This window comes from Pseudomonas sp. KH_050 (genome assembly GCF_057838875.1).
In genome coordinates, this window is the sequence record NZ_CM174478.1 from 1,070,944 (window position 1) to 1,090,778 (window position 19,835).

The 19,835-nt window shown below is 58.6% G+C and carries 15 protein-coding genes; 10 read left to right on the forward strand and 5 right to left on the reverse strand.

The window, feature by feature from the left end; translation table 11 throughout:
• Window positions 1-159: 159 nt before the first annotated feature.
• Both AC3IUA_RS04955 and AC3IUA_RS04960 read right to left on the reverse strand, forming a co-directional pair.
• Window positions 160-1,761, reverse strand: a complete 1,602-nt coding sequence (locus tag AC3IUA_RS04955) for an ABC transporter substrate-binding protein (RefSeq protein WP_489359392.1) — start codon at window positions 1,759-1,761, stop codon at window positions 160-162.
• A 302-nt stretch (window positions 1,762-2,063) separates the two neighbouring features.
• On the reverse strand, window positions 2,064-3,689 hold the full coding sequence (locus tag AC3IUA_RS04960) for an ABC transporter substrate-binding protein (protein ID WP_489359393.1): 1,626 nt from the start codon (window positions 3,687-3,689) through the stop codon (window positions 2,064-2,066).
• A 1,118-nt stretch (window positions 3,690-4,807) separates the two neighbouring features.
• Between AC3IUA_RS04960 and AC3IUA_RS04965 the strand changes: the two genes are divergently transcribed.
• Window positions 4,808-5,194 carry a DUF6124 family protein gene (locus AC3IUA_RS04965; protein ID WP_489359394.1) on the forward strand — a complete coding sequence of 129 codons (387 nt, stop codon included), beginning with the start codon at window positions 4,808-4,810 and terminating at the stop codon, window positions 5,192-5,194.
• Window positions 5,195-5,365: 171 nt separating this feature from the next.
• On the opposite strand, the gene AC3IUA_RS04970 is transcribed toward AC3IUA_RS04965, so the two are convergent.
• Window positions 5,366-6,082 (reverse strand): SIMPL domain-containing protein, encoded by a 717-nt coding sequence (locus AC3IUA_RS04970; RefSeq protein WP_489359395.1) that lies wholly within the window; start codon window positions 6,080-6,082, stop codon window positions 5,366-5,368.
• A gap of 374 nt (window positions 6,083-6,456) precedes the next feature.
• Between AC3IUA_RS04970 and AC3IUA_RS04975 the strand changes: the two genes are divergently transcribed.
• From AC3IUA_RS04975 to AC3IUA_RS05015, 9 genes are all read left to right on the forward strand, one after another.
• On the forward strand, window positions 6,457-7,719 hold the full coding sequence (locus AC3IUA_RS04975) for an ATP-binding protein (protein WP_489359396.1): 1,263 nt from the start codon (window positions 6,457-6,459) through the stop codon (window positions 7,717-7,719).
• The gene (locus AC3IUA_RS04980) at window positions 7,712-8,272 is read left to right on the forward strand and encodes a response regulator transcription factor (protein ID WP_489359397.1); all 561 of its coding nucleotides are present in this window, start codon (window positions 7,712-7,714) and stop codon (window positions 8,270-8,272) included. Before AC3IUA_RS04975 ends, AC3IUA_RS04980 begins: the two co-directional genes overlap by 8 nt.
• A gap of 96 nt (window positions 8,273-8,368) precedes the next feature.
• Window positions 8,369-10,099, forward strand: coding sequence for an ABC transporter ATP-binding protein/permease (locus tag AC3IUA_RS04985; protein WP_489359398.1), 1,731 nt, complete (start codon window positions 8,369-8,371; stop codon window positions 10,097-10,099).
• Window positions 10,100-10,315: 216 nt separating this feature from the next.
• Window positions 10,316-11,065 (forward strand): FadR/GntR family transcriptional regulator, encoded by a 750-nt coding sequence (locus AC3IUA_RS04990; protein ID WP_489359399.1) that lies wholly within the window; start codon window positions 10,316-10,318, stop codon window positions 11,063-11,065.
• A 546-nt stretch (window positions 11,066-11,611) separates the two neighbouring features.
• A complete protein-coding gene (gene kdgD / locus AC3IUA_RS04995) occupies window positions 11,612-12,523 on the forward strand; it encodes a 5-dehydro-4-deoxyglucarate dehydratase (RefSeq protein WP_489359400.1) in 912 nt (303 codons plus the stop codon).
• Window positions 12,524-12,578: 55 nt separating this feature from the next.
• The gene (locus AC3IUA_RS05000) at window positions 12,579-14,024 is read left to right on the forward strand and encodes an aldehyde dehydrogenase family protein (protein ID WP_489359401.1); all 1,446 of its coding nucleotides are present in this window, start codon (window positions 12,579-12,581) and stop codon (window positions 14,022-14,024) included.
• A gap of 103 nt (window positions 14,025-14,127) precedes the next feature.
• Entirely contained in the window at window positions 14,128-15,534 is a 1,407-nt protein-coding gene (locus AC3IUA_RS05005; RefSeq protein ID WP_489362243.1) for an MFS transporter, read from the forward strand.
• A gap of 11 nt (window positions 15,535-15,545) precedes the next feature.
• Window positions 15,546-17,099 carry a galactarate dehydratase gene (garD, locus tag AC3IUA_RS05010; protein WP_489359403.1) on the forward strand — a complete coding sequence of 518 codons (1,554 nt, stop codon included), beginning with the start codon at window positions 15,546-15,548 and terminating at the stop codon, window positions 17,097-17,099.
• 167 nt (window positions 17,100-17,266) lie between these two features.
• Entirely contained in the window at window positions 17,267-18,208 is a 942-nt protein-coding gene (locus tag AC3IUA_RS05015; protein WP_489359404.1) for an AEC family transporter, read from the forward strand.
• A gap of 148 nt (window positions 18,209-18,356) precedes the next feature.
• Here the strand turns inward: AC3IUA_RS05015 and AC3IUA_RS05020 are convergent, their stop codons facing one another.
• Both AC3IUA_RS05020 and AC3IUA_RS05025 read right to left on the reverse strand, forming a co-directional pair.
• Window positions 18,357-18,734, reverse strand: coding sequence for a carboxymuconolactone decarboxylase family protein (locus tag AC3IUA_RS05020; protein WP_489359405.1), 378 nt, complete (start codon window positions 18,732-18,734; stop codon window positions 18,357-18,359).
• The gene (locus AC3IUA_RS05025; RefSeq protein ID WP_489359406.1) at window positions 18,731-19,798 is read right to left on the reverse strand and encodes a calcium/sodium antiporter; all 1,068 of its coding nucleotides are present in this window, start codon (window positions 19,796-19,798) and stop codon (window positions 18,731-18,733) included. The genes AC3IUA_RS05020 and AC3IUA_RS05025 overlap by 4 nt, the downstream gene beginning before the upstream one ends.
• Between the last annotated feature and the right edge of the window lie 37 nt (window positions 19,799-19,835).

Genomic DNA, 19,835 nt, shown 5'->3' on the forward strand with positions numbered 1-19,835 from the left:
CCTTACTTTCTTTTTTTATGCCGGTCTTTTTTGGTGGTCCGGCTATTGTTTTTGAACTCAATCAAGGCATCGCAAACGTTTGCCGATGGCCGTTTGACCAAATTCAGGCTGCACGCCTGCGGGAGAGCGAAATTCGCTCTCCTGGTTCTGGTTACCGGGTTATGGGGTTATGCCGACGCCGGAAAAGACGTTACGGCCAAAGGGGCTGACCTTGAACCCTTCGACTTTCGCGCTCAGCGGCTGGTTGACTGTCGAGTGGGCGATAGGGGTGATCGGGACTTGTTGCTTGAGCAACTGCTGAGCCTGTTTGTACAGGACCGTGCGTTGTTCGCGATCAGTCACGATCTTGGCTTGCTTGACCAGCTTGTCGTATTGCGGATCGCACCACATGGAGTAGTTATTGCCGCCAATCGCGTCACAGCTGTAGAGGGTGCCGAGCCAGTTGTCCGGATCACCATTGTCGCCGGTCCAACCGATCAGGCTGACATCGTGTTCACCGTTCTTGGTGCGCTTGATGTACTCGCCCCATTCATAGCTGACGATCTTGACGTTGAGTCCGATTTTCGCCCAATCGGCCTGCAGCATTTCAGCCATCAGCTTGGCGTTGGGGTTGTACGGGCGTTGCACCGGCATGGCCCAGAGGGTGATCTCGGTGCCTTCCTTGACCCCGGCGGCCTTGAGCAATTCCTTGGCTTTTTCCGGGTTGTAGGCGACATCCTTGATGGTCTCGTCGTAGGACCATTGGGTCGGCGGCATGGCGTTGACCGCCAGTTGCCCGGCGCCCTGGTACACCGCGTTGAGGATGCCTTGCTTGTTCACCGCCATGTCCAGCGCCTGACGTACTTCGAGCTGGTCGAAGGGTTTGTGCCGCACGTTGTAGGCGATGTAGCCGAGGTTGAAACCGGGCTTCTCGATAAGCTGCAGTTTCGGGTCTTTTTTCAACGCGTCGACGTCGGCCGGGCGCGGGTGCAGGGTAATCTGGCATTCCCCTGCCTTGAGCTTCTGCACACGCACCGAGGCGTCGGTGTTAATCGCGAAAATCAGCTGGTCGAGCTTGACCCGGCTCGGGTCCCAGTACTGTTTGTTACCGGCGTAACGGATCTGCGAGTCCTTTTGATAGCGCTGGAACACAAAGGGCCCGGTGCCGATCGGCTTCTGGTTGATGTCGCTGGGTTTTCCGGTCTTGAGCAACTGGTCGGCGTATTCGGCCGAAAGGATCGAGGCGAAACTCATGGCGATGTTTTGAATGAATGCGGCGTCTACGCTGTTGAGCGTCATCACCACGGTCAGCGGCCCGGTCTTTTCGACCTTGGCGATATTCTTGTTCAGGCTCATCCCGTTGAAATACGGAAATTCGGTCGGGTAAGCCTTACGGAATGGCTGCTCGGGATTGAGCATGCGGTTGAAGGTGAACAGTACGTCATCGGCGTTGAAGTCGCGGCTCGGTGTGAAGTACTTGGTTGTGTGAAATTTCACCCCTTCGCGCAGGTGAAAAGTGTATGTCAGGCCGTCCTCGGAGATGTTCCAGCGGGTAGCCAGACCCGGTACGACGCTGGTCGCGCCTTTTTCAAACTCGGCCAGACGGTTGTAGATCGGTTCGGCGGCATCGTTGTCGGTCGCGGTGGTGTACTGCGCGGTGTCGAAACCAGCCGGACTGCCTTCGGAGCAAAACACCAGGCTGTTGCTGGCGGCCTGGCTGATCGATGCACCGGCCAACAGACCAGTGCCTAGCAATGCGGATAAAACCAAGGAATGGCGCATGACGGTCCCTCTCTTTTATTGTTTTTGCTCAATGATCTCGCCCTGTTCGTGAACAGGGCGAGATCATTGATCCCAAGTCATCGCGTAAAGCAGTGCCAGCCAAAAACGCAGGACTGCCATGCCTCGACGGTATGAGTCGCGGGCTGGGTAGTAAATGCGTAAGGCCTTAAAGACGTGTAGGAAAAGTCAATACATCCTAGATCCGCTGCTGTAGTGCACAGGGGGTTTTGGATGTAGGAAAGTTTCTGTAGTCCAGGCGGGTAAAGCAACGGCGACGTCCAGGACGCCGCCGTTGCCAGACCTTATTTGCTGACGCTGACGCCGTAGAAGGAGTTCAAGCCAAACGGGCTGATCTTGAAGTCCTGCACGTTGTCGCGCATGGGTTGGAACACCGTCGAGTGAGCGATAGGTGTCATTGGAACCTGGTCTTTGAGGAGGTGTTGCGCCTGCTTGTACAGTTCGGTGCGCTTGGCTTGGTCAGGTGTTTTCTTGGCATCTTTGACGAGCTTGTCAAAGTCCTTGTTGCACCATTTGGAGAAGTTGTTGCCGGCCAGGGAATCGCAGCCGAACAGCACGTTGAGCCAGTTGTCCGGGTCACCGTTGTCGCCGCTCCAGCCAATGATCATCGCCTGGTTCTCGCCGCCCTTGGAACGCTTGATGTACTCGCCCCATTCGTAGCTGACGATGTTGACGTTCAGACCGATTTTCTTCCAGTCCGACTGCAGCATTTCAGCCATCAGTTTTGCGTTCGGGTTGTACGGACGCTGAACCGGCATCGCCCACAGGGTGATCTCGGTGCCTTCCTTGACACCCGCTTCCTTGAGCAGCTCTTTGGCTTTCTCAGGGTCGTATTTGGCATCTTTGATGGTGGTGTCATAGGACCACTGGGTTGGCGGCATGGCATTGACGGCCAGTTGGCCGGCGCCCTGGTACACCGAATCGATGATCTGCGGCTTGTTCACCGACATGTCCAGCGCCTGACGGACCCGCAGGTCGGCCAATGGGTTGTTGTCGGTGCGGCCCTTGAGCACGGGCATTACGTTATAGGCAATGTAACCCAGGTTGAATCCAGCCTGTTCCGGCAGCTTCAGGGTCTTGTCTTCGCGCAGTGCCTTAAGGTCGGCCGGACGAGGGAAGAGGGTGATCTGGCACTCGTTTTTCTTCAGCTTCTGGATGCGTACCGACGGGTCGGTAGTGATGGCGAAGATCAGGTTGTCGATCTTGACGTCTTCAGGCTTCCAGTAGTCCTTGTTCCCGGTGTAGCGGATGTTGGAGTCTTTCTGGTAGCTCTTGAACACGAACGGGCCAGTGCCGATCGGCTTCTGGTTGATGTCCCCTGGCTTGCCTTCCTTGAGCAGCTTGTCGGCGTACTCGGCGGACTGGATCGAGGCGAAGCTCATGGCCAGGTTCTGGATGAAGGCAGCATCAACGCTGTTGAGCACGAACTTGACGGTGTGATCGTCGACTTTCTCGACCTTGGCAATGTTGGTGTCCATGGCCATGTCGGTGAAGTACGGGAATTCGGTCGGGTACGCTTTACGGAACGGGTCATCCTTGTTAATCATGCGATTAAAGGTGAACAGCACGTCGTCGGCGTTGAACTCACGAGTCGGTTTGAAATACGGGGTGGTGTGGAACTTGACGCCTTCACGCAGGTGGAAGGTGTAAGTCAGCACGTCCGGGGAAATGTCCCAGCTGGTTGCCAGACCCGGAATAACTGCGGTGCCGCCGCGCTCGAATTGAGTCAGGCGGTTGAACATGGTTTCTGCAGAGGCGTCGAAGTCGGTTCCGGTGGTGTACTGGCCTGGATCAAAACCGGCCGGGCTCCCTTCGGAGCAGAACACCAGGTTAGTCGCCGCTTGGGCGAATGGTGCGCTAGCTAACAAGCCTGCGCCGACTAAAAACGGAATGACCGCGTGTTTGAGCATGGTGGCCTCATGATTTGTTGTCATTTTTGGAATTAGAGGACGACCTCGTGAGTCGTGCCTGCGGATACTTATGCAGGGCCCATACCCAATGCAAGATCCACAGCGGCTACAAGCCTTAAACAGTGGCACGAACGTACAGGAATGTCGCATCAATGTAAGTATTGACGCATTTGACCGTTTGCGCGCGGTTTTTTCGGTGCATTTGATGTCTTACAAGAGGGCGGTCGGGGCGTCTGGCGCACTCGTTTTTGGCCCAGGGTGTTACTTATTTATACCTGACCATAGCAGGCATCTGGCCGACCGGACGGATCTGTAGGAGCTGCCGCCAGGCTGCGATCTTTTGATCCTGCATTTGCGGCGCCCCCGAAAAGATCGCAGCCTGGCGGCAGCTCCTACGTCGACCGGGTACACCCGCAATGTGGTGGGTGCATCCCCCTGTAGGAGCTGCCGAAGGCTGCGATCTTTTGATCTTGATCTTCGTCAGTCTTCAAATCGCAAAAGATCGCAGCCTGCGGCAGCTCCTACGTCGACCGGGTACACCCGCAATGTGGTGGGTGCATCCCCCTGTAGGAGCTGCCGAAGGCTGCGATCTTTTGATCTTGATCTTCGTCAGTCTTCAAATCGCAAAAGATCGCAGCCTGCGGCAGCTCCTACGTCGACCGGGTACACCCGCAATGTGGTGGGTGCATCCCCCTGTAGGAGCTGCCGAAGGCTGCGATCTTTTGATCTTGATCTTCGTCAGTCTTCAAATCGCTAAAAGATCGCAGCCTGCGGCAGCTCCTACAGAAAGCGCTGTCGGCTGAGGCTGTGTGGGGAATTTTCCGACGAGTTTTGGCGGTTGCGTTGGGTTTGGGGTGGCGCATAACCTTCGTTTATCGCTGTGTATCAGCGATCAGGTGTGGAAACCTGAAACCTTTAGTAGCCGCATAACCTCACCATCGTAAACGTTGCCGATGTCTTCTTTCGTCTGCAAACTGCGTTACGGCGGCTGTGCGTGGGCAGATTTCGGTCTGGCCGGGTGCCTACTAACCGGTTTTCCACCCCGCGTACAGCTGCCACCTATTTGCCGTGTGGAAACGGCAATTGATGGCTCCCATTTTCAAGTAGGAGCTCAATACATGGACAAGATCGTCCCAGACCCACCTTTCAATAAAACCATGCCCATCTCGGACGCCCACAGCGCCGAAGATCTGCTCAAGGACCGCGCCGCCGTACGGCGTGCCATGGATCACTACCTGACGCCACCCCTCGACAAGTCCCGACTCGCTGATGCCCAGCCGATCAATATCTTCACCGTTGCCTCCAACCTCGACACTGAAACGCTGCTGGCCAACGCTTCCGAGACGCTCGCCAGCGCCAATGCCATTGCCTGCGATCTGGCCTTCGATCTCGAAGACTCGCGTCGTAGTGTGGTGTTGGGGGTTTATCAGATGATCGAGTTGAGCAAGCTGTTGGTGGACAAGGCGTTGGATCAGGTGGATCAGACCTACCGGGTCAATCTGTAGCGGGCGGTGTGTCAGTCAGCCAAGTGTTAAGTTGAAGCTCCCACAGGTTATGTGTCGTTCGCACAATGTGTGGATTGGCTCAGAACCAATGTGGGAGCGACGGTGCGGCGATTCGACTTGCTCGCGATGACGGTGGCGCAGTCAGCACAAGACTGACTGGCTCATCTCTGCTTAAGGCATCAACACTTCGATCGACCCATCGGCCGTCATGTTGACCTGGCTGGTGCCGGCTTCGATTTCAGGGGTCACCGGCGCTGAATCCATGCTGGCGGACTTCATCATGCTCGGGCCGCGCATGTATGGTTGCGGGTAGCCGTTGCTGTTGAGGTTCAGGTTGACGATTTTGTAACTCTTGCCGCCCAAGGCCTCGGTGGCCAGTTGCGCGCGGGCCTTGAAGGCGCCGACGGCTTCTTTGAGCAAAGTATCTTCGCTGGCCTTGCGGGTCGCGTTGGCGATGGCGAAATCCATGCCGCCCATTTTCAGCTCGGTCAGCAGTTCGCCAGTCAGTTTCGACAGGGCAGCGAAGTCCGAGCTTTCCAGGCGCAGTTCGGCGCGTTCGCGCCAGCCGGTGATTTTCTGGCCCTTGGCGTCGTAGATCGGGTAGCTGTTACGGCTGCCCTGGCGCAAGGTCACTTCCTTGACTTGTTTGGCCTGGGCCAATGCCTTGTTCATGGTGGTGCTGATGTCCGCGGCGAGTGTGGCCGGGTCGGTGTTTTGCTCTTCGCTGTAGAGGGTCACGATCATCAGGTCGCGAGCCACTTCCTGGCTGACTTCGGCGCGCAGGGAAATCTGGTTGTAATGAAGCTCGTCGGCGGCCAATGCTGGCAGGCTGGCGAGGGTGCTGACGCTGAGGGCAAGAAGGGCGGCGCTGCGGCTGACTGTGTGCATGGAATCTCCTTGAGTGCGGTCCGCAGGGATTAGGGGCCTGGCCTGCGTGAAACCATCAGACTGTAGCTTTTATTATCCGGTTCACTCAGTTACAACTTTGATACACATCAACCCCAAGATGAACGTGCTATTCGTAGCAGCTGGCGCAGCCTGCGTTCGGCCGCGCAGCGGTCGTAAAACCTGTTACCTCGTTTTTTCAGGTAGAACACATCCACCGGATTGCGACCGCTGCGCGCTCGAACGCAGGCTTCGCCAGCTGCTACGAGTGTATTGCGTCGCTTAATGGCTGTGGCCGTTTGCCGCAGTTTGCCTGTGCGGGCCGCTGCTTGGTTATACTCGTCGCGATCCGCCTGGAGCGCTCATCAGGAGAGCTCATGCTCGCCCCCGTTCAACTGCTTTCCGCCACTCGCCAGAACCTTTGGCGTCTGACCTTCATCCGCACCCTGGTACTGGCCGCTCAAGCCGGTTCGGTGGGGCTTGCCTACTGGTTCGATCTGCTGCCGTTGCCCTGGTTGCAACTGGCGGTAACCCTCGGGTTTTCCATGGTGCTTTGCGCCTTGACCGCCATCCGTCTGCGCACCTCGTGGCCGGTCACGGAGCTGGAATACGCCGTGCAACTGGCCTGCGACCTGTTTATCCACAGCGCCTTGCTGTATTTCTCCGGTGGTTCGACCAACCCTTTCGTTTCCTATTATCTGGTGCCGCTGACCATCGCCGCGGTGACGTTGCCCTGGCGCTATTCGCTGATCCTCTCCGGCATTGCCCTGGCGCTCTACACTTTGCTGCTGGCGCAGTTCTACCCGCTGGAGACGTTCCCGATAGCCCGGGAAAAGATGCAGATCTACGGCATGTGGCTGAGCTTTGCCCTGGCCGCGGCAGTGATAACCTTCTTCGCGGCGAAGATGGCCGAGGAGCTGCGGCGTCAGGAAGAGTTACGGGCGATCCGTCGCGAAGAAGGCCTGCGCGATCAGCAATTGCTGGCCGTGGCCACACAGGCCGCTGGTGCTGCCCATGAGTTGGGTACACCATTGGCGACCATGAGCGTGCTGCTCAAGGAGATGCGTCAGGATCACCACGATCCGCTGTTGCAGGACGATTTGAGTGTGCTCCAGGACCAGGTCAAGCTGTGCAAGGAGACCTTGCAGCAACTGGTCCGCGCCGCTGAAGCCAATCGCCGGCTGGCCGTGGACATGCAGGACGTCACCGACTGGCTCGACGAAGCCTTGAACCGCTGGCACCTGATGCGCCCGGAGGCCAGTTATCGCCTCCAGCGCCTGGGCCAGGGCACTGTGCCGCGTATGGCGCCGCCGCCGGACCTCACCCAGGCGCTGCTGAATTTGCTCAACAACGCCGCCGATGCCTGCCCTGAAGGGTTGCAGGTGACCCTGGACTGGAATGCCGAGGACCTCACCATCAGCATTCGCGACCACGGCGCCGGTGTGCCGCTGGCGATTGCCGAGCAGATCGGTAAACCGTTTTTTACCACCAAGGGCAAAGGCTTCGGCCTGGGCCTGTTTTTGAGCAAGGCCAGCGTGACACGCGCCGGCGGCTCAGTGAAACTCTACAGTCATGAGGAAGGTGGCACGCTTACCGAGCTGCGCCTGCCCCGTGTTGCCCGAGGAGATGAACATGAGTGACGAGATCCAAGTCGAAGGCGAAGAACTGCCGCATTTATTGCTGGTAGACGACGACGCTACCTTTACCCGCGTCATGGCGCGGGCCATGAGCCGCCGCGGTTTTCGCGTGAGTACCGCGGGGTCCGCCGAAGAAGGCCTGAGCATCGCCCAGCAGGATATTCCGGATTACGCGGCGCTGGACCTGAAAATGGACGGCGACTCGGGGCTGGTGCTGCTGCCCAAATTGCTCGAATTCGATCCGGAAATGCGTGTACTGATCCTGACCGGTTATTCGAGCATCGCCACCGCTGTCGAAGCGATCAAGCGCGGAGCCTGCAATTACCTGTGCAAACCGGCGGACGCCGATGACGTACTGGCTGCGCTGCTTTCAGAGCACGCCGACCTCGACACCCTGGTGCCGGAAAACCCGATGTCGGTGGACCGCCTGCAATGGGAGCACATCCAGCGCGTGCTGACCGAACACGAAGGCAACATCTCCGCCACTGCCCGCGCCTTGGGCATGCACCGCCGCACCTTGCAGCGCAAACTGCAGAAGCGCCCGGTTCGCCGCTGAACGGACACGGATCAACTGCCTCAGACCTCGCGATAACCCGAGCCGATCATCTATGATCGGCTCAGTGCATGTTCTTTACCTTATCGAGCCTGAACAATGAATCAGAACGCTGAGTATTCCGCGGTCAATGATGCTGTGCGTGGGCAGTTTTTGCGGCGGGTCTGGAAGATGACCACGCCGTACTGGCGCAGTGAGGAGAAAGGCAAGGCGTGGACGCTGTTAATTGCGGTGATCGCGCTGTCGTTGTTCAGCGTGGCGATCTCGGTGTGGATCAACAGTTGGTTCAAGGATTTCTACAATGCGCTGCAACAGAAGGACGAAGCGGCATTCTGGCAACTGATCCTGTATTTCTGCGGGATCGTCGCGGTGGCGATTCTCGGAGCGGTGTATCGATTGTACCTGACCCAGATGCTGAGCATTCGCTGGCGGGCCTGGCTGACCGAGCAGCATTTCAGCCGCTGGCTCGGTCACAAGAATTACTATCAGTTGGAGCGGGGCGGCTACACCGATAACCCTGACCAGCGGATTTCCGAAGATCTCCACAGTTTCACCACCAACACCCTGGACCTTGGGCTTGGGCTGATCCGCACCGTGGTCAGTCTGGTCTCGTTTTCGATCATCCTCTGGGGTGTGTCGGGCAGTATTGAAGTCTTCGGTTACACCATCCCAGGTTATATGTTCTGGTGCGCGTTGGTGTACGCGGTGGTCGGCAGTTGGCTGACTCACTTGATCGGCAAGCGCTTGATCAACTTGAACAACCGACAACAACGCTTCGAAGCCGACCTGCGTTTTTCCATGGTACGGATTCGCGAAAATGCCGAAAGCATTGCGCTGTATAACGGCGAACCGAACGAGAACAAACGGTTGAGCAGCCGTTTCGGCATGGTCTGGCACAACTTCTGGGACATCATGCGGGTGTCCAAACGCCTGACATTTTTCACCGCCGGTTACGCGCAGATCGCAATCATCTTCCCGTTCATTGTCGCTGCGCCGCGCTATTTCAGCGGCAAGATCCAGCTCGGTGAGCTGATGCAAATCAACTCGGCGTTCGGCAACGTGCAGGAGAACTTCAGCTGGTTCATTACCGCGTATTCCGATCTAGCGGCCTGGCGCGCCACCTGTGACCGCTTGCTGAGCTTTCGCCAGGCCATGACCGACAACGAAAACCGGTCACCGGCGATCGATGTGCAGAGCCAGGGCGATGAATTGCAAGTACACAACCTGGGGCTGGATCTGGCGGACGGCCGTCACTTGCTGTCTGGCGCCAACATGAGTGTTGCGGCGGGTGAGCGACTGATGCTCAGCGGCCGTTCCGGTAGCGGAAAAAGTACTTTGCTACGGGCCATGGGCCGACTCTGGCCGGACGGCCACGGCAATATCCGTGTGCCGGCCCAGCGTTATCTGTTCCTGCCGCAAAAGCCTTACCTGCCGATTGGCAGCCTGCGCGAAGCCCTGAGTTATCCACAACCGGGGGACGTTTACCCGCACGAGCGGTATGTGCAAGTGCTGGAGACCTGCCGCTTGCCGCACCTGATTGCGCGTCTGGACGAGAGCAATCACTGGCAACGCATGCTGTCGCCGGGCGAACAGCAACGCCTGGCCTTCGCCCGCGCGATGCTCTATGCGCCGCAATGGTTGTACATGGACGAAGCCACTTCGGCGATGGATGAAGAAGATGAAGCGGTGCTCTATCAAGCCTTGATCAACCAGCTGCCGGGCCTGAGCATCGTCAGCGTCGGACATCGCAGCAGCCTCAAGCGTTTCCACCCACGGCATGTGCGCATCGAGGGTGGCCATCTGGTCGAGCAAACAGTGACGGCTGTGTAGGAGCTGCACCTCGGTCTGGCAGATGTCTCCATGTAGGAGCTGCCGCAGGCTGCGATCTTTTGATCTTTCGGCGATTTAACTGCCGCAAGAAGCAAAATCAAAAGATCGCAGCCTGCGGCAGCTCCTACGGGATTGTGGTTCACAGGGGCGGTGATCGTACAACCCCCTTGCGCTATGATGGCGATTCAGCCGATTTTTTCGAGATAGATGTTCACCATGGAAAACCAGATCGACGCCCCACGCCTTCCACGCAAGCGCCGCAGCCTCGCGCAGGAACTGGTGACGGTGCTGTCCGAGCAGATTCGTGACGGCTTGCTCAAGCGTGGCGACAAGTTGCCCACCGAGTCGGCAATCATGGAGGCGCATGGCGTCAGCCGCACCGTGGTGCGCGAAGCGATTTCCCGTTTGCAGGCCGCAGGCCAGGTCGAGACTCGCCACGGTATCGGCACCTTTGTGCTGGACACCCCGAGCCCGAGCGGCTTCCGCATTGATCCGGCGACCGTGGTGACCCTGCGTGATGTGTTGGCGATTCTTGAACTGCGTATCAGCCTGGAAGTAGAGTCCGCAGGCCTCGCGGCTCAACGTCGCAGCACCGAGCAGCTGGCGTTGATGCGTGCGGCCCTGGATGCCTTGAACGAAAGCGCGGCCCGTGCCAGTGACGCGGTGGCCTCGGATTTCCAGTTTCATCTGCAGATAGCCCTCGCTACCGGCAACCGCTACTTCACCGACATCATGACCCACCTGGGCACCAGCATCATTCCGCGCACCCGGCTCAACTCGGCACGCCTGGCCCATGATGACCAGCAGCACTACATGAATCGCCTGAGTCGCGAGCACGAAGAAATCTATGAAGCGATTGCCCGCCAGGACTCGGACGCGGCTCGTGCGGCCATGCGCCTGCACCTGACCAACAGCCGCGAACGGCTGCGCCATGCCCATGAAGAGGCAGAGGCGCAGCGGGGGTAGGGCCTGATCATCGCAGCCTGCGGCAGCGCCTACACCGACCGGGTACCCCCGCAATGGGGCGGTGCACACAAACCCCCGTAGAAGCTGCCGCAGGCTGCGATCTGTTGATCCGGCATTGGCGGCACCCCCGAAAAGATCGCAGCCTGGCGGCAGCTCCTACGCGCCGACCGGGTACCCCCGCAATGGGGCGGTGTACACAAACCCCCGTAGGAGCTGCCGCAGGCTGCGATCTTTTGATCCTCTGCATTTTCGGCGCAGTAATTTCCTTATCACGCGTTGCGGTCGAATCTGCCGCCGGTGAGGTGTTCCGCTTATCGGTTAACGTATCACCTGCTGCGTTATGAATGTCCGTGATCCCTTATGGCCTAGTGGCGGCGGTGATTTCCTTCCCTTTCCTATGTCAAGAAGGCAGCTGTCCTGCCTCGATCTCATCCTCGGCGATGAAATGCAGTTGACGATTAAATTTTAAGTTGTACGATGACGTACGACATCAGCAGCGGCTGACGTAAATTTTCATCTCATCGTGATTTCCAGGGTGTTCGAATAATGAATCCACAAGAACTGAAGTCCATCCTCTCCTCCGGTCTGCTGTCTTTCCCGGTTACCGATTTCAACGCCCAGGGTGATTTCCACCGAGAGGGCTATATCAAACGTCTCGAATGGCTGGCCCCGTATGGTGCCTCGGCCTTGTTCGCGGCGGGCGGCACCGGTGAGTTCTTCTCCTTGGCGGCCAGCGAGTATTCGCAAGTGATCAAGACCGCGGTCGACACCTGCGCCACCAGCGTGCCGATCCTCGCCGGTGTCGGTGGTTCTACTCGCCAGGCCATCGAGTACGCTCAAGAAGCCGAGCGCCTGGGCGCCAAAGGCTTGCTGCTGTTGCCGCACTACCTGACCGAAGCCAGCCAGGACGGCGTTGCCGCCCACGTTGAGGCCGTGTGCAAATCGGTCAACATCGGCGTGATCGTCTACAACCGCAATGTCTGCCGGCTGACTGCTCCCTTGCTGGAACGCCTGGCCGAGCGCTGCCCGAACCTGATCGGTTACAAGGACGGTATCGGTGATATCGAGTTGATGGTGTCGATCCGTCGTCGCCTCGGCGATCGTTTCAGCTACCTCGGCGGCCTGCCGACCGCGGAGGTTTACGCTGCCGCTTACAAGGCGCTGGGCGTGCCGGTTTATTCCTCGGCGGTATTCAACTTCATCCCGAAAACCGCGATGGATTTCTACCATGCCGTTGCCCGCGAAGATCACGCCACCGTCGGCAAGATCATCGATGACTTCTTCCTGCCGTACCTGGACATCCGCAACCGCAAGGCCGGTTATGCGGTGAGCATCGTCAAGGCCGGGGCGAAAATCTCCGGCTATGACGCAGGCCCCGTCCGTACCCCGCTGACTGATCTGTTGCCAGAAGAATATGAAGCACTGGCGGCGCTGATCGACAAGCAGGGCGCGCAGTAAACAAATCACCAGGGTCGCTGAGCAATCAGCGGCCTTTTGCGTAAGGAGATTGCTTGTGTCTGATGTCAAACGATTCGATAACTACATCGGCGGCCAATGGGTCGCTGGCGCCGACTACTCGACCAATATCAATCCGTCCGAGTTGTCGGATGTCATCGGCGAATACGCCAAGGCCGATCTGGCCCAGGTCAATGCCGCCATCGACGCTGCTCGTGCCGCGTTCCCGGCCTGGTCCACTTCGGGTATCCAGGCACGCAGTGATGCGCTGGATAAAGTCGGTAGCGAGATCCTCGCCCGTCGCGAAGAACTCGGTACGCTGCTGGCCCGGGAAGAGGGCAAGACCCTGCCCGAAGCCATTGGAGAAGTGAGCCGCGCCGGTAACATTTTCAAGTTCTTCGCCGGTGAATGCCTGCGCCTGTCGGGCGAATACCTGCCGTCGGTGCGCCCTGGCGTCAATGTCGAAGTGACCCGTGAAGCGTTGGGCGTGGTCGGTCTGATCACCCCATGGAACTTCCCGATTGCGATTCCTGCCTGGAAGATCGCTCCGGCGTTGGCCTACGGTAATTGCGTGGTGCTCAAACCGGCGGACCTGGTGCCGGGTTGCGCCTGGGCGCTGGCGGAAATCATCTCCCGCGCGGGGTTCCCGGCCGGTGTGTTCAACCTGGTGATGGGCAGCGGTCGAGTGATTGGCGACGCCATGGTCAATAGCCCGAAAGTCGACGGCATCAGCTTCACCGGTTCCGTGGGCGTTGGTCGGCAGATCGCGGTCAACTGCGTATCGCGCCAGGCCAAAGTGCAGCTGGAGATGGGTGGCAAGAACCCGCAGGTCATTCTCGACGATGCGGACCTCAAGCAAGCGGTCGAATTGTCGGTACAGAGCGCGTTCTACTCCACCGGTCAGCGTTGCACCGCATCGAGCCGCTTCATCGTCACGGCCGGAATTCACGATAAATTCGTCGACGCCATGGCCGAGCGCATGAAGTCGATCAAGGTTGGGCATGCGTTGAAATCCGGCACCGATATCGGTCCGGTGGTGTCGCAGGCACAGCTTGAACAGGACATGAAGTACATCGACATCGGTCAGTCCGAAGGTGCGCGTCTGGTCAGCGGCGGTGGTCTGGTGACCTGTGACACCGAAGGCTACTTCCTTGCGCCGACGCTGTTTGCCGACAGCGAAGCTGCGATGCGCATCAGCCGCGAAGAGATCTTTGGCCCGGTGGCCAACATCGTTCGCGTGGCCGACTACGAAGCAGCGCTGGCCATGGCCAACGACACCGAGTTCGGTCTGTCGGCAGGCATCGCGACGACATCGCTGAAATACGCCAACCACTTCAAACGCCACTCCCAGGCCGGGATGGTGATGGTCAATCTGCCGACCGCCGGCGTCGATTACCACGTTCCGTTTGGTGGTCGAAAAGGTTCATCCTATGGTTCTCGCGAGCAAGGTCGCTACGCGCAAGAGTTCTACACAGTCGTAAAAACCAGCTACGTCGGTTCGTAACACGCAACACCCCCGTAGGAGCTGCCGCAGGCTGCGATTTTTTGATCTTTAGCGTCATCAAGGGCGTCGAAAATCAAAAAATCGCAGCACAAGGAAACACAAGATTTCACCCGCGCATAAAAATAATCAGTGGGAGTACCTCTACATGCAAGCGACCAAGCCGACCCATGTCCGCTATTTGATCCTGCTCATGCTTTTTCTGGTGACCACGATCAACTACGCTGACCGTGCCACTATCGCCATCGCGGGCTCCAGCCTGCAAAAAGACCTCGGCATCGACGCGGTCACCCTCGGCTATATCTTCTCCGCTTTCGGCTGGGCCTACGTGGCCGGGCAAATCCCCGGAGGCTGGCTGCTCGATCGCTTCGGCTCGAAAAAAGTCTATGCAATGAGCATCTTCACCTGGTCGTTGTTCACCGTGCTGCAAGGCTATGTCGGTGAGTTCGGCGTCTCTACCGCCATCGTCGCGCTGTTCATGCTGCGCTTCCTGGTGGGGCTGGCCGAAGCGCCATCCTTCCCCGGTAACGCGCGCATCGTTGCGGCCTGGTTTCCGACGGCAGAGCGCGGTACGGCCTCGGCGATCTTCAACTCGGCGCAATACTTCGCCACGGTGCTGTTCGCGCCGCTGATGGGCTGGATCGTCTACTCCTTCGGCTGGCAGCATGTGTTCATCGTCATGGGCGTGATTGGTATCGTCTTCTCGCTGATCTGGCTGAAGGTTATCCACAGTCCGCGCCAGCACCCGATGATCAACGAGGCCGAGTTCAAGCACATCGCCGACAACGGCGGCCTGGTCGATATGGATCAGGACAAAAGCAATGGCAAACGCAGCGATGGCCCGAAATGGGACTACCTGCGCCAGTTGTTGACCAACCGCATGATGCTCGGTGTGTATCTTGGCCAGTACTGCATCAATGGCATCACCTACTTCTTCCTGACCTGGTTCCCGGTGTACCTGGTTCAGGAACGCGGCATGACCATTTTGAAGGCCGGTATCATTGCTTCCTTGCCGGCCATTTGCGGCTTTATCGGCGGGGTATTGGGCGGGGTCATTTCCGACTACCTGCTGCGCAAGGGCCATTCCCTGACCTTCGCCCGCAAGGCGCCGATCATTGCTGGCTTGCTGATCTCCAGCAGCATCGTCGCCTGCAACTATGTGGACGTTGAATGGATGGTCATCGGCTTCATGGCGCTGGCCTTCTTCGGCAAAGGCGTGGGTGCATTGGGCTGGGCGGTGGTGTCCGACACGTCGCCGAAACAGATCGCCGGCTTGAGTGGTGGCCTGTTCAATACGTTCGGCAACATCGCTTCGATCACCACGCCGATTGTCATCGGTTACATCATCAGCTCCACGGGCTCCTTCAAATGGGCGCTGGTGTTCGTGGGTTGCAACGCGCTGTTGGCAGTGTTCAGTTACCTGGTGATCGTCGGGCCGATCAAGCGTGTGGTGCTCAAAGAGCCGCCGAGTGCCGATCCGCAACTCACTAAACTTTCTCAAGCTCATTCCTGAGGGGCGGCGTCATGCAGTTGATTGAACATTCCGACTCGCCGCGCTACATCCGTCTGCACGAACTGGATAACGTGGTGATAGTGGTCAACGACCAGGGGGTGCCGGCCGGCACCGAGTTTCCGGACGGTCTGGTGACGGTGGATTTCGTCCCGCAGAGCCACAAGGTGACGCTGGTGGATATTCCCGAAGGCGGTCAGGTGATTCGTTACGGCCAGACCATCGGTTATGCCTTGCAGCCGATACCGCGTGGCAGCTGGGTCAAGGAAGATCAACTGCGCATGCCCACCGCGCCACCGCTGGACAGCCTGCCGCTGTCCACCGATGTGCCGGCTGCTCAGGCACCGCTCGAGGGGTTTACCTTCGAGGGTTACCGCAATGCCGACGGCACAGTTGGCACTCGCAATATTCTCGGTATTACCACCACTGTGCAGTGCGTCACCGGCGTGCTGAATCATGCGGTCAAGCGCATTCGTGACGAGTTGTTGCCCAGGTATCCGAACGTCGATGACGTGGTGGCGCTGACCCACAGCTATGGTTGCGGTGTGGCAATTACCGCCACCGATGCCTACATCCCGATCCGTACCGTGCGCAATCTGGCGCGCAACCCGAACCTGGGCGGCGAAGCACTGGTCATCAGCCTGGGTTGCGAGAAATTGCAGGCTGGTCAGGTGATGCATGAGAACGACAGCTCGGTGGATCTCAGTGAGCCGTGGCTGTATCGCTTGCAGGATTCCAGTCACGGTTTCACCGAAATGATCGAGCAGATCATGGAACTGGCCGAAACCCGCTTGAAGAAACTCGATCAGCGTCGTCGTGAAACCGTGCCGGCGTCGGAGCTGATTCTGGGCATGCAGTGCGGTGGCAGCGATGCGTTTTCCGGTATCACCGCCAACCCGGCGCTGGGTTATGCCTCGGACTTGCTGTTAAGAGCCGGCGCGACGGTGATGTTTTCCGAAGTGACCGAAGTGCGTGATGCCATCTATTTGCTGACCTCGCGTGCCGAGACCGAAGAAGTCGCCCAGGAGTTGGTGCGCGAGATGGACTGGTACGACCGGTACCTGGCCAAGGGTGAAGCCGATCGCAGTGCCAACACCACGCCGGGCAACAAGAAGGGCGGACTGTCGAACATTGTCGAGAAGTCCCTGGGCTCTATCGTCAAGTCTGGCAGCAGTGCGATCAACGGGGTGCTGGGCCCGGGTGAACGTTTCAAGCGCAAAGGGCTGATTTTTTGTGCGACGCCGGCCAGTGATTTTGTCTGTGGCACATTGCAACTGGCGGCGGGGATGAACCTGCATGTGTTCACCACCGGCCGCGGTACGCCCTATGGTCTGGCCATGGCACCGGTGGTGAAGGTCTCGACCCGTACCGAACTGGCCCAACGCTGGCCGGACCTGATCGACATCGATGCCGGGCGTATTGCTACAGGTAGGGCCTCTATTGAGGAGCTTGGCTGGGAGTTGTTCCATTTTTATCTGGATGTGGCCAGCGGCAAGAAACAGACCTGGGCCGAGCAGCACAAACTGCATAACGACATTACGCTGTTTAACCCGGCACCCATCACCTGAGATTGAAAAGATCGCAGCCTGCGGTGGTAGGAGCTGCCGCAGGCTGCGATCTTTTGATCTTTTGATCTTTTGATCTTTGCGGCATAAACCGCCAAACCAAATCTCATCTGGCGACCCTTGCTGGCTTATCATTAGCCCCCTAACGACAGGCACAAGGTTCACCCGGCATGCTGGCAATCTTTCTCGAAACGCTGAATATCACCGCGCCGGTGTTTGCCATGTTGTTTTTGGGGGTGTTGCTCAAGCGCATCAACTGGATCAATGACAACTTTATCCACACCGCGTCGGCCCTGGTGTTCAACGTCACCATGCCGGCGTTGCTGTTTCTCGGCATCCTGCATGCCGATCTGCATTCGGCATTGCAGCCGTCATTGCTGATCTATTTTTCCATTGCCACGCTGGCAGGTTTCGTCATTGCCTGGGGCTGGGCGATTTGGCGTTGCCCGCTGGAAGACCGCGGGATCTATACCCAGGGCGCGTTTCGTGGCAATAACGGGGTCATCGGCCTGGCCCTTGCCGCGAGTATGTATGGAGATTACGGAATTTCCCTCGGGGCGATTCTCGCGGGGCTGGTGATTCTGTTCTACAACACCCTCTCGAGCATTGTGCTGGCGGTCTACAGTCCGGTGATCAAGTCCGATCCATGGAGCATCTTTAAAAGCGTGCTCAGCAACCCGCTGATCATCAGCGTGATTGCCGCCACGCCGTTCGCCTATTTCCAGATCGGTTTGCCCAACTGGCTGGAAACCTCCGGCGGTTACCTGGCGAAGATGACGTTGCCTCTGGCACTGATCTGCATTGGCGGCACGCTGTCACTGGCTGCGTTACGCAAAAGTGGTGAGATGGCGTTGAGCGCAAGCCTGGTGAAAATGATCGGTTTGCCGGTGCTGGCAACCTTTGGCGCCTGGTTGTGCGGGTTTCGCGGCGCGGAGTTGGGGATTCTGTTCCTGTACTTCGGCAGCCCGACGGCCGCCGCCAGCTTTGTCATGGCCCGGCAGGCCAATGGCAATCACGAGTTGGCGGCAGCGATCATCGTGATCACCACGCTGATGGCGGCAGTGACCACCAACATCGGAATTTTCTTGTTGCAGTGGGGTGGGTGGATCTAGGGCGCAGAGTCAGATAGACCGTTGTTGGCGCCAAAAGATCGCAGCCTGCGGCAGCTCCTACAGGGTATGCGTACACCCAAAAATTTGCGGATGTACCTGGTCGGCGTAGGAGCTGCCGCAGGCTGCGATCTTTTCAGGCACAACGAAATTATTCAGCCTGATAGGTATCAATCACTTCCTGTGCCGCACGAAACGCATCGACCGCCGCCGGCACACCGGCGTATACCGCGCAGTGCAGCAGCGCTTCGCGAATCTCTTCCACGGTGCAGCCGTTGTTCAGTGCGCCGCGAACGTGGCCTTTGAGCTCCTGTGGACACTTCAAAGCCGTGAGGGCGGCGAGGGTGATCAGGCTGCGGGTCTTCAGCGGCAAGCCTTCGCGGTTCCAGACACCGCCCCAGGCGTGCTCGTTGATGAAGTCCTGCAGCGGTTGGGTGAACTCGGTGGCGTTGCCCAGCGCACGGTCGACGAAGGTGTCGCCCATGACTTGGCGGCGCATTTCAATGCCGGTTTTTTTGGGGGCGGTCATAGCGATTCTCTCTTGTGTTGGCGGCGCCAGGTGAGCAGGGAGGTGAACAGCAGGAACACCACCAGTGCTGGCAGGACGAAAAACAGCATCAAGTGTTCGAGCTTGCCGGCCAGCGGCATGCCGGTGGTGAACGACACCACGTGCAGCCCATAAGCCAGGTACAGACTCAGAAACAGCAAACCTTCAGCGCGAGTAATCCGGTAGCCCGAGTAAAACACCGGCAGACACAGCACGGCGACCCCAAGCAATACCGGCAGGTCGAAATCCAGCGCGTTCGGCGACACCGATAAAGGCATCGGCGCCACCAGCGCAGTGAAGCCCAGCACCCCTAGCAGGTTGAACAGATTACTGCCTATTACATTGCCCACGGCGATATCGCGCTGACCGCGAAAGGCGGCGATCAGCGAAGTGGCGAGCTGCGGCAGCGAAGTACTGACGGCCACGATGGTCAGCCCGATGACCCGTTCCGATAGCCCCAGGTCGGTAGCGACTTCGATCGCAGCGTCCAGCAGCAGATGACCGGCGAACACCAGCAGTGCCAGGCCGCACACCATCATCAGCAGGCTGCTGAGCCATGGAGCACGAGTCCTGGCGGGCGCGTCGTCGTGGGCTTGCCCTGGGCGAGTGGAATGCCGTGACTGACGCAGCAACAGGCCGAGGTACAACGCCAGCGCCGTCAACAGTAGCAGGCCATCCAGCGGCGTCAGTTGTTCGTTGTACGACACTACCAACACCAGCAGGCTGGCGCCGATCATCAATGGGATGTCCAGCCACACCAGTTGCCGGGAAACCCGCAAAGGAATGATCAGTGCTGACAGGCCCAGGGTGACGAGGACGTTGAAAATGCCGCTGCCAATCACGCTGCCGACGGCAATGTCGGAGTTTTCCGAGAGGGTCGCTTGCAGGCTCACGGCCATCTGTGGCGCGCTGCTGCCGAAGGCGACGATGCTCAGGCCGATGATCAGCGGGCGGACTTTCAGCCGGGCGGCCAGGCGCACGGCACCGCGTACCAGCAGTTCGGCACCGGCGATCAACAGTGCCAGGCCGCTGAGCAGTTGAATCACGCTCAGCAGTGGTAATTCGGCTAATCCGAAAATGGTC

Bases quoted from the DNA above. Each gene is read 5' to 3' on its own strand.
- AC3IUA_RS05015 (WP_489359404.1), top strand. From the start codon at position 17,267: ATGCTGGCAATCTTTCTCGAAACGCTGAATATCACCGCGCCGGTGTTT.
- AC3IUA_RS04985 (WP_489359398.1), top strand. From the start codon at position 8,369: ATGAATCAGAACGCTGAGTATTCCGCGGTCAATGATGCTGTGCGTGGG.
- AC3IUA_RS04960 (WP_489359393.1), bottom strand. From the start codon at position 3,689: ATGCTCAAACACGCGGTCATTCCGTTTTTAGTCGGCGCAGGCTTGTTA.
- kdgD (WP_489359400.1), top strand. From the start codon at position 11,612: ATGAATCCACAAGAACTGAAGTCCATCCTCTCCTCCGGTCTGCTGTCT.
- AC3IUA_RS04980 (WP_489359397.1), top strand. From the start codon at position 7,712: ATGAGTGACGAGATCCAAGTCGAAGGCGAAGAACTGCCGCATTTATTG.
- AC3IUA_RS05020 (WP_489359405.1), bottom strand. From the start codon at position 18,734: ATGACCGCCCCCAAAAAAACCGGCATTGAAATGCGCCGCCAAGTCATG.
- garD (WP_489359403.1), top strand. From the start codon at position 15,546: ATGCAGTTGATTGAACATTCCGACTCGCCGCGCTACATCCGTCTGCAC.
- AC3IUA_RS04970 (WP_489359395.1), bottom strand. From the start codon at position 6,082: ATGCACACAGTCAGCCGCAGCGCCGCCCTTCTTGCCCTCAGCGTCAGC.
- AC3IUA_RS04955 (WP_489359392.1), bottom strand. From the start codon at position 1,761: ATGCGCCATTCCTTGGTTTTATCCGCATTGCTAGGCACTGGTCTGTTG.
- AC3IUA_RS04990 (WP_489359399.1), top strand. From the start codon at position 10,316: ATGGAAAACCAGATCGACGCCCCACGCCTTCCACGCAAGCGCCGCAGC.
- AC3IUA_RS04965 (WP_489359394.1), top strand. From the start codon at position 4,808: ATGGACAAGATCGTCCCAGACCCACCTTTCAATAAAACCATGCCCATC.
- AC3IUA_RS04975 (WP_489359396.1), top strand. From the start codon at position 6,457: ATGCTCGCCCCCGTTCAACTGCTTTCCGCCACTCGCCAGAACCTTTGG.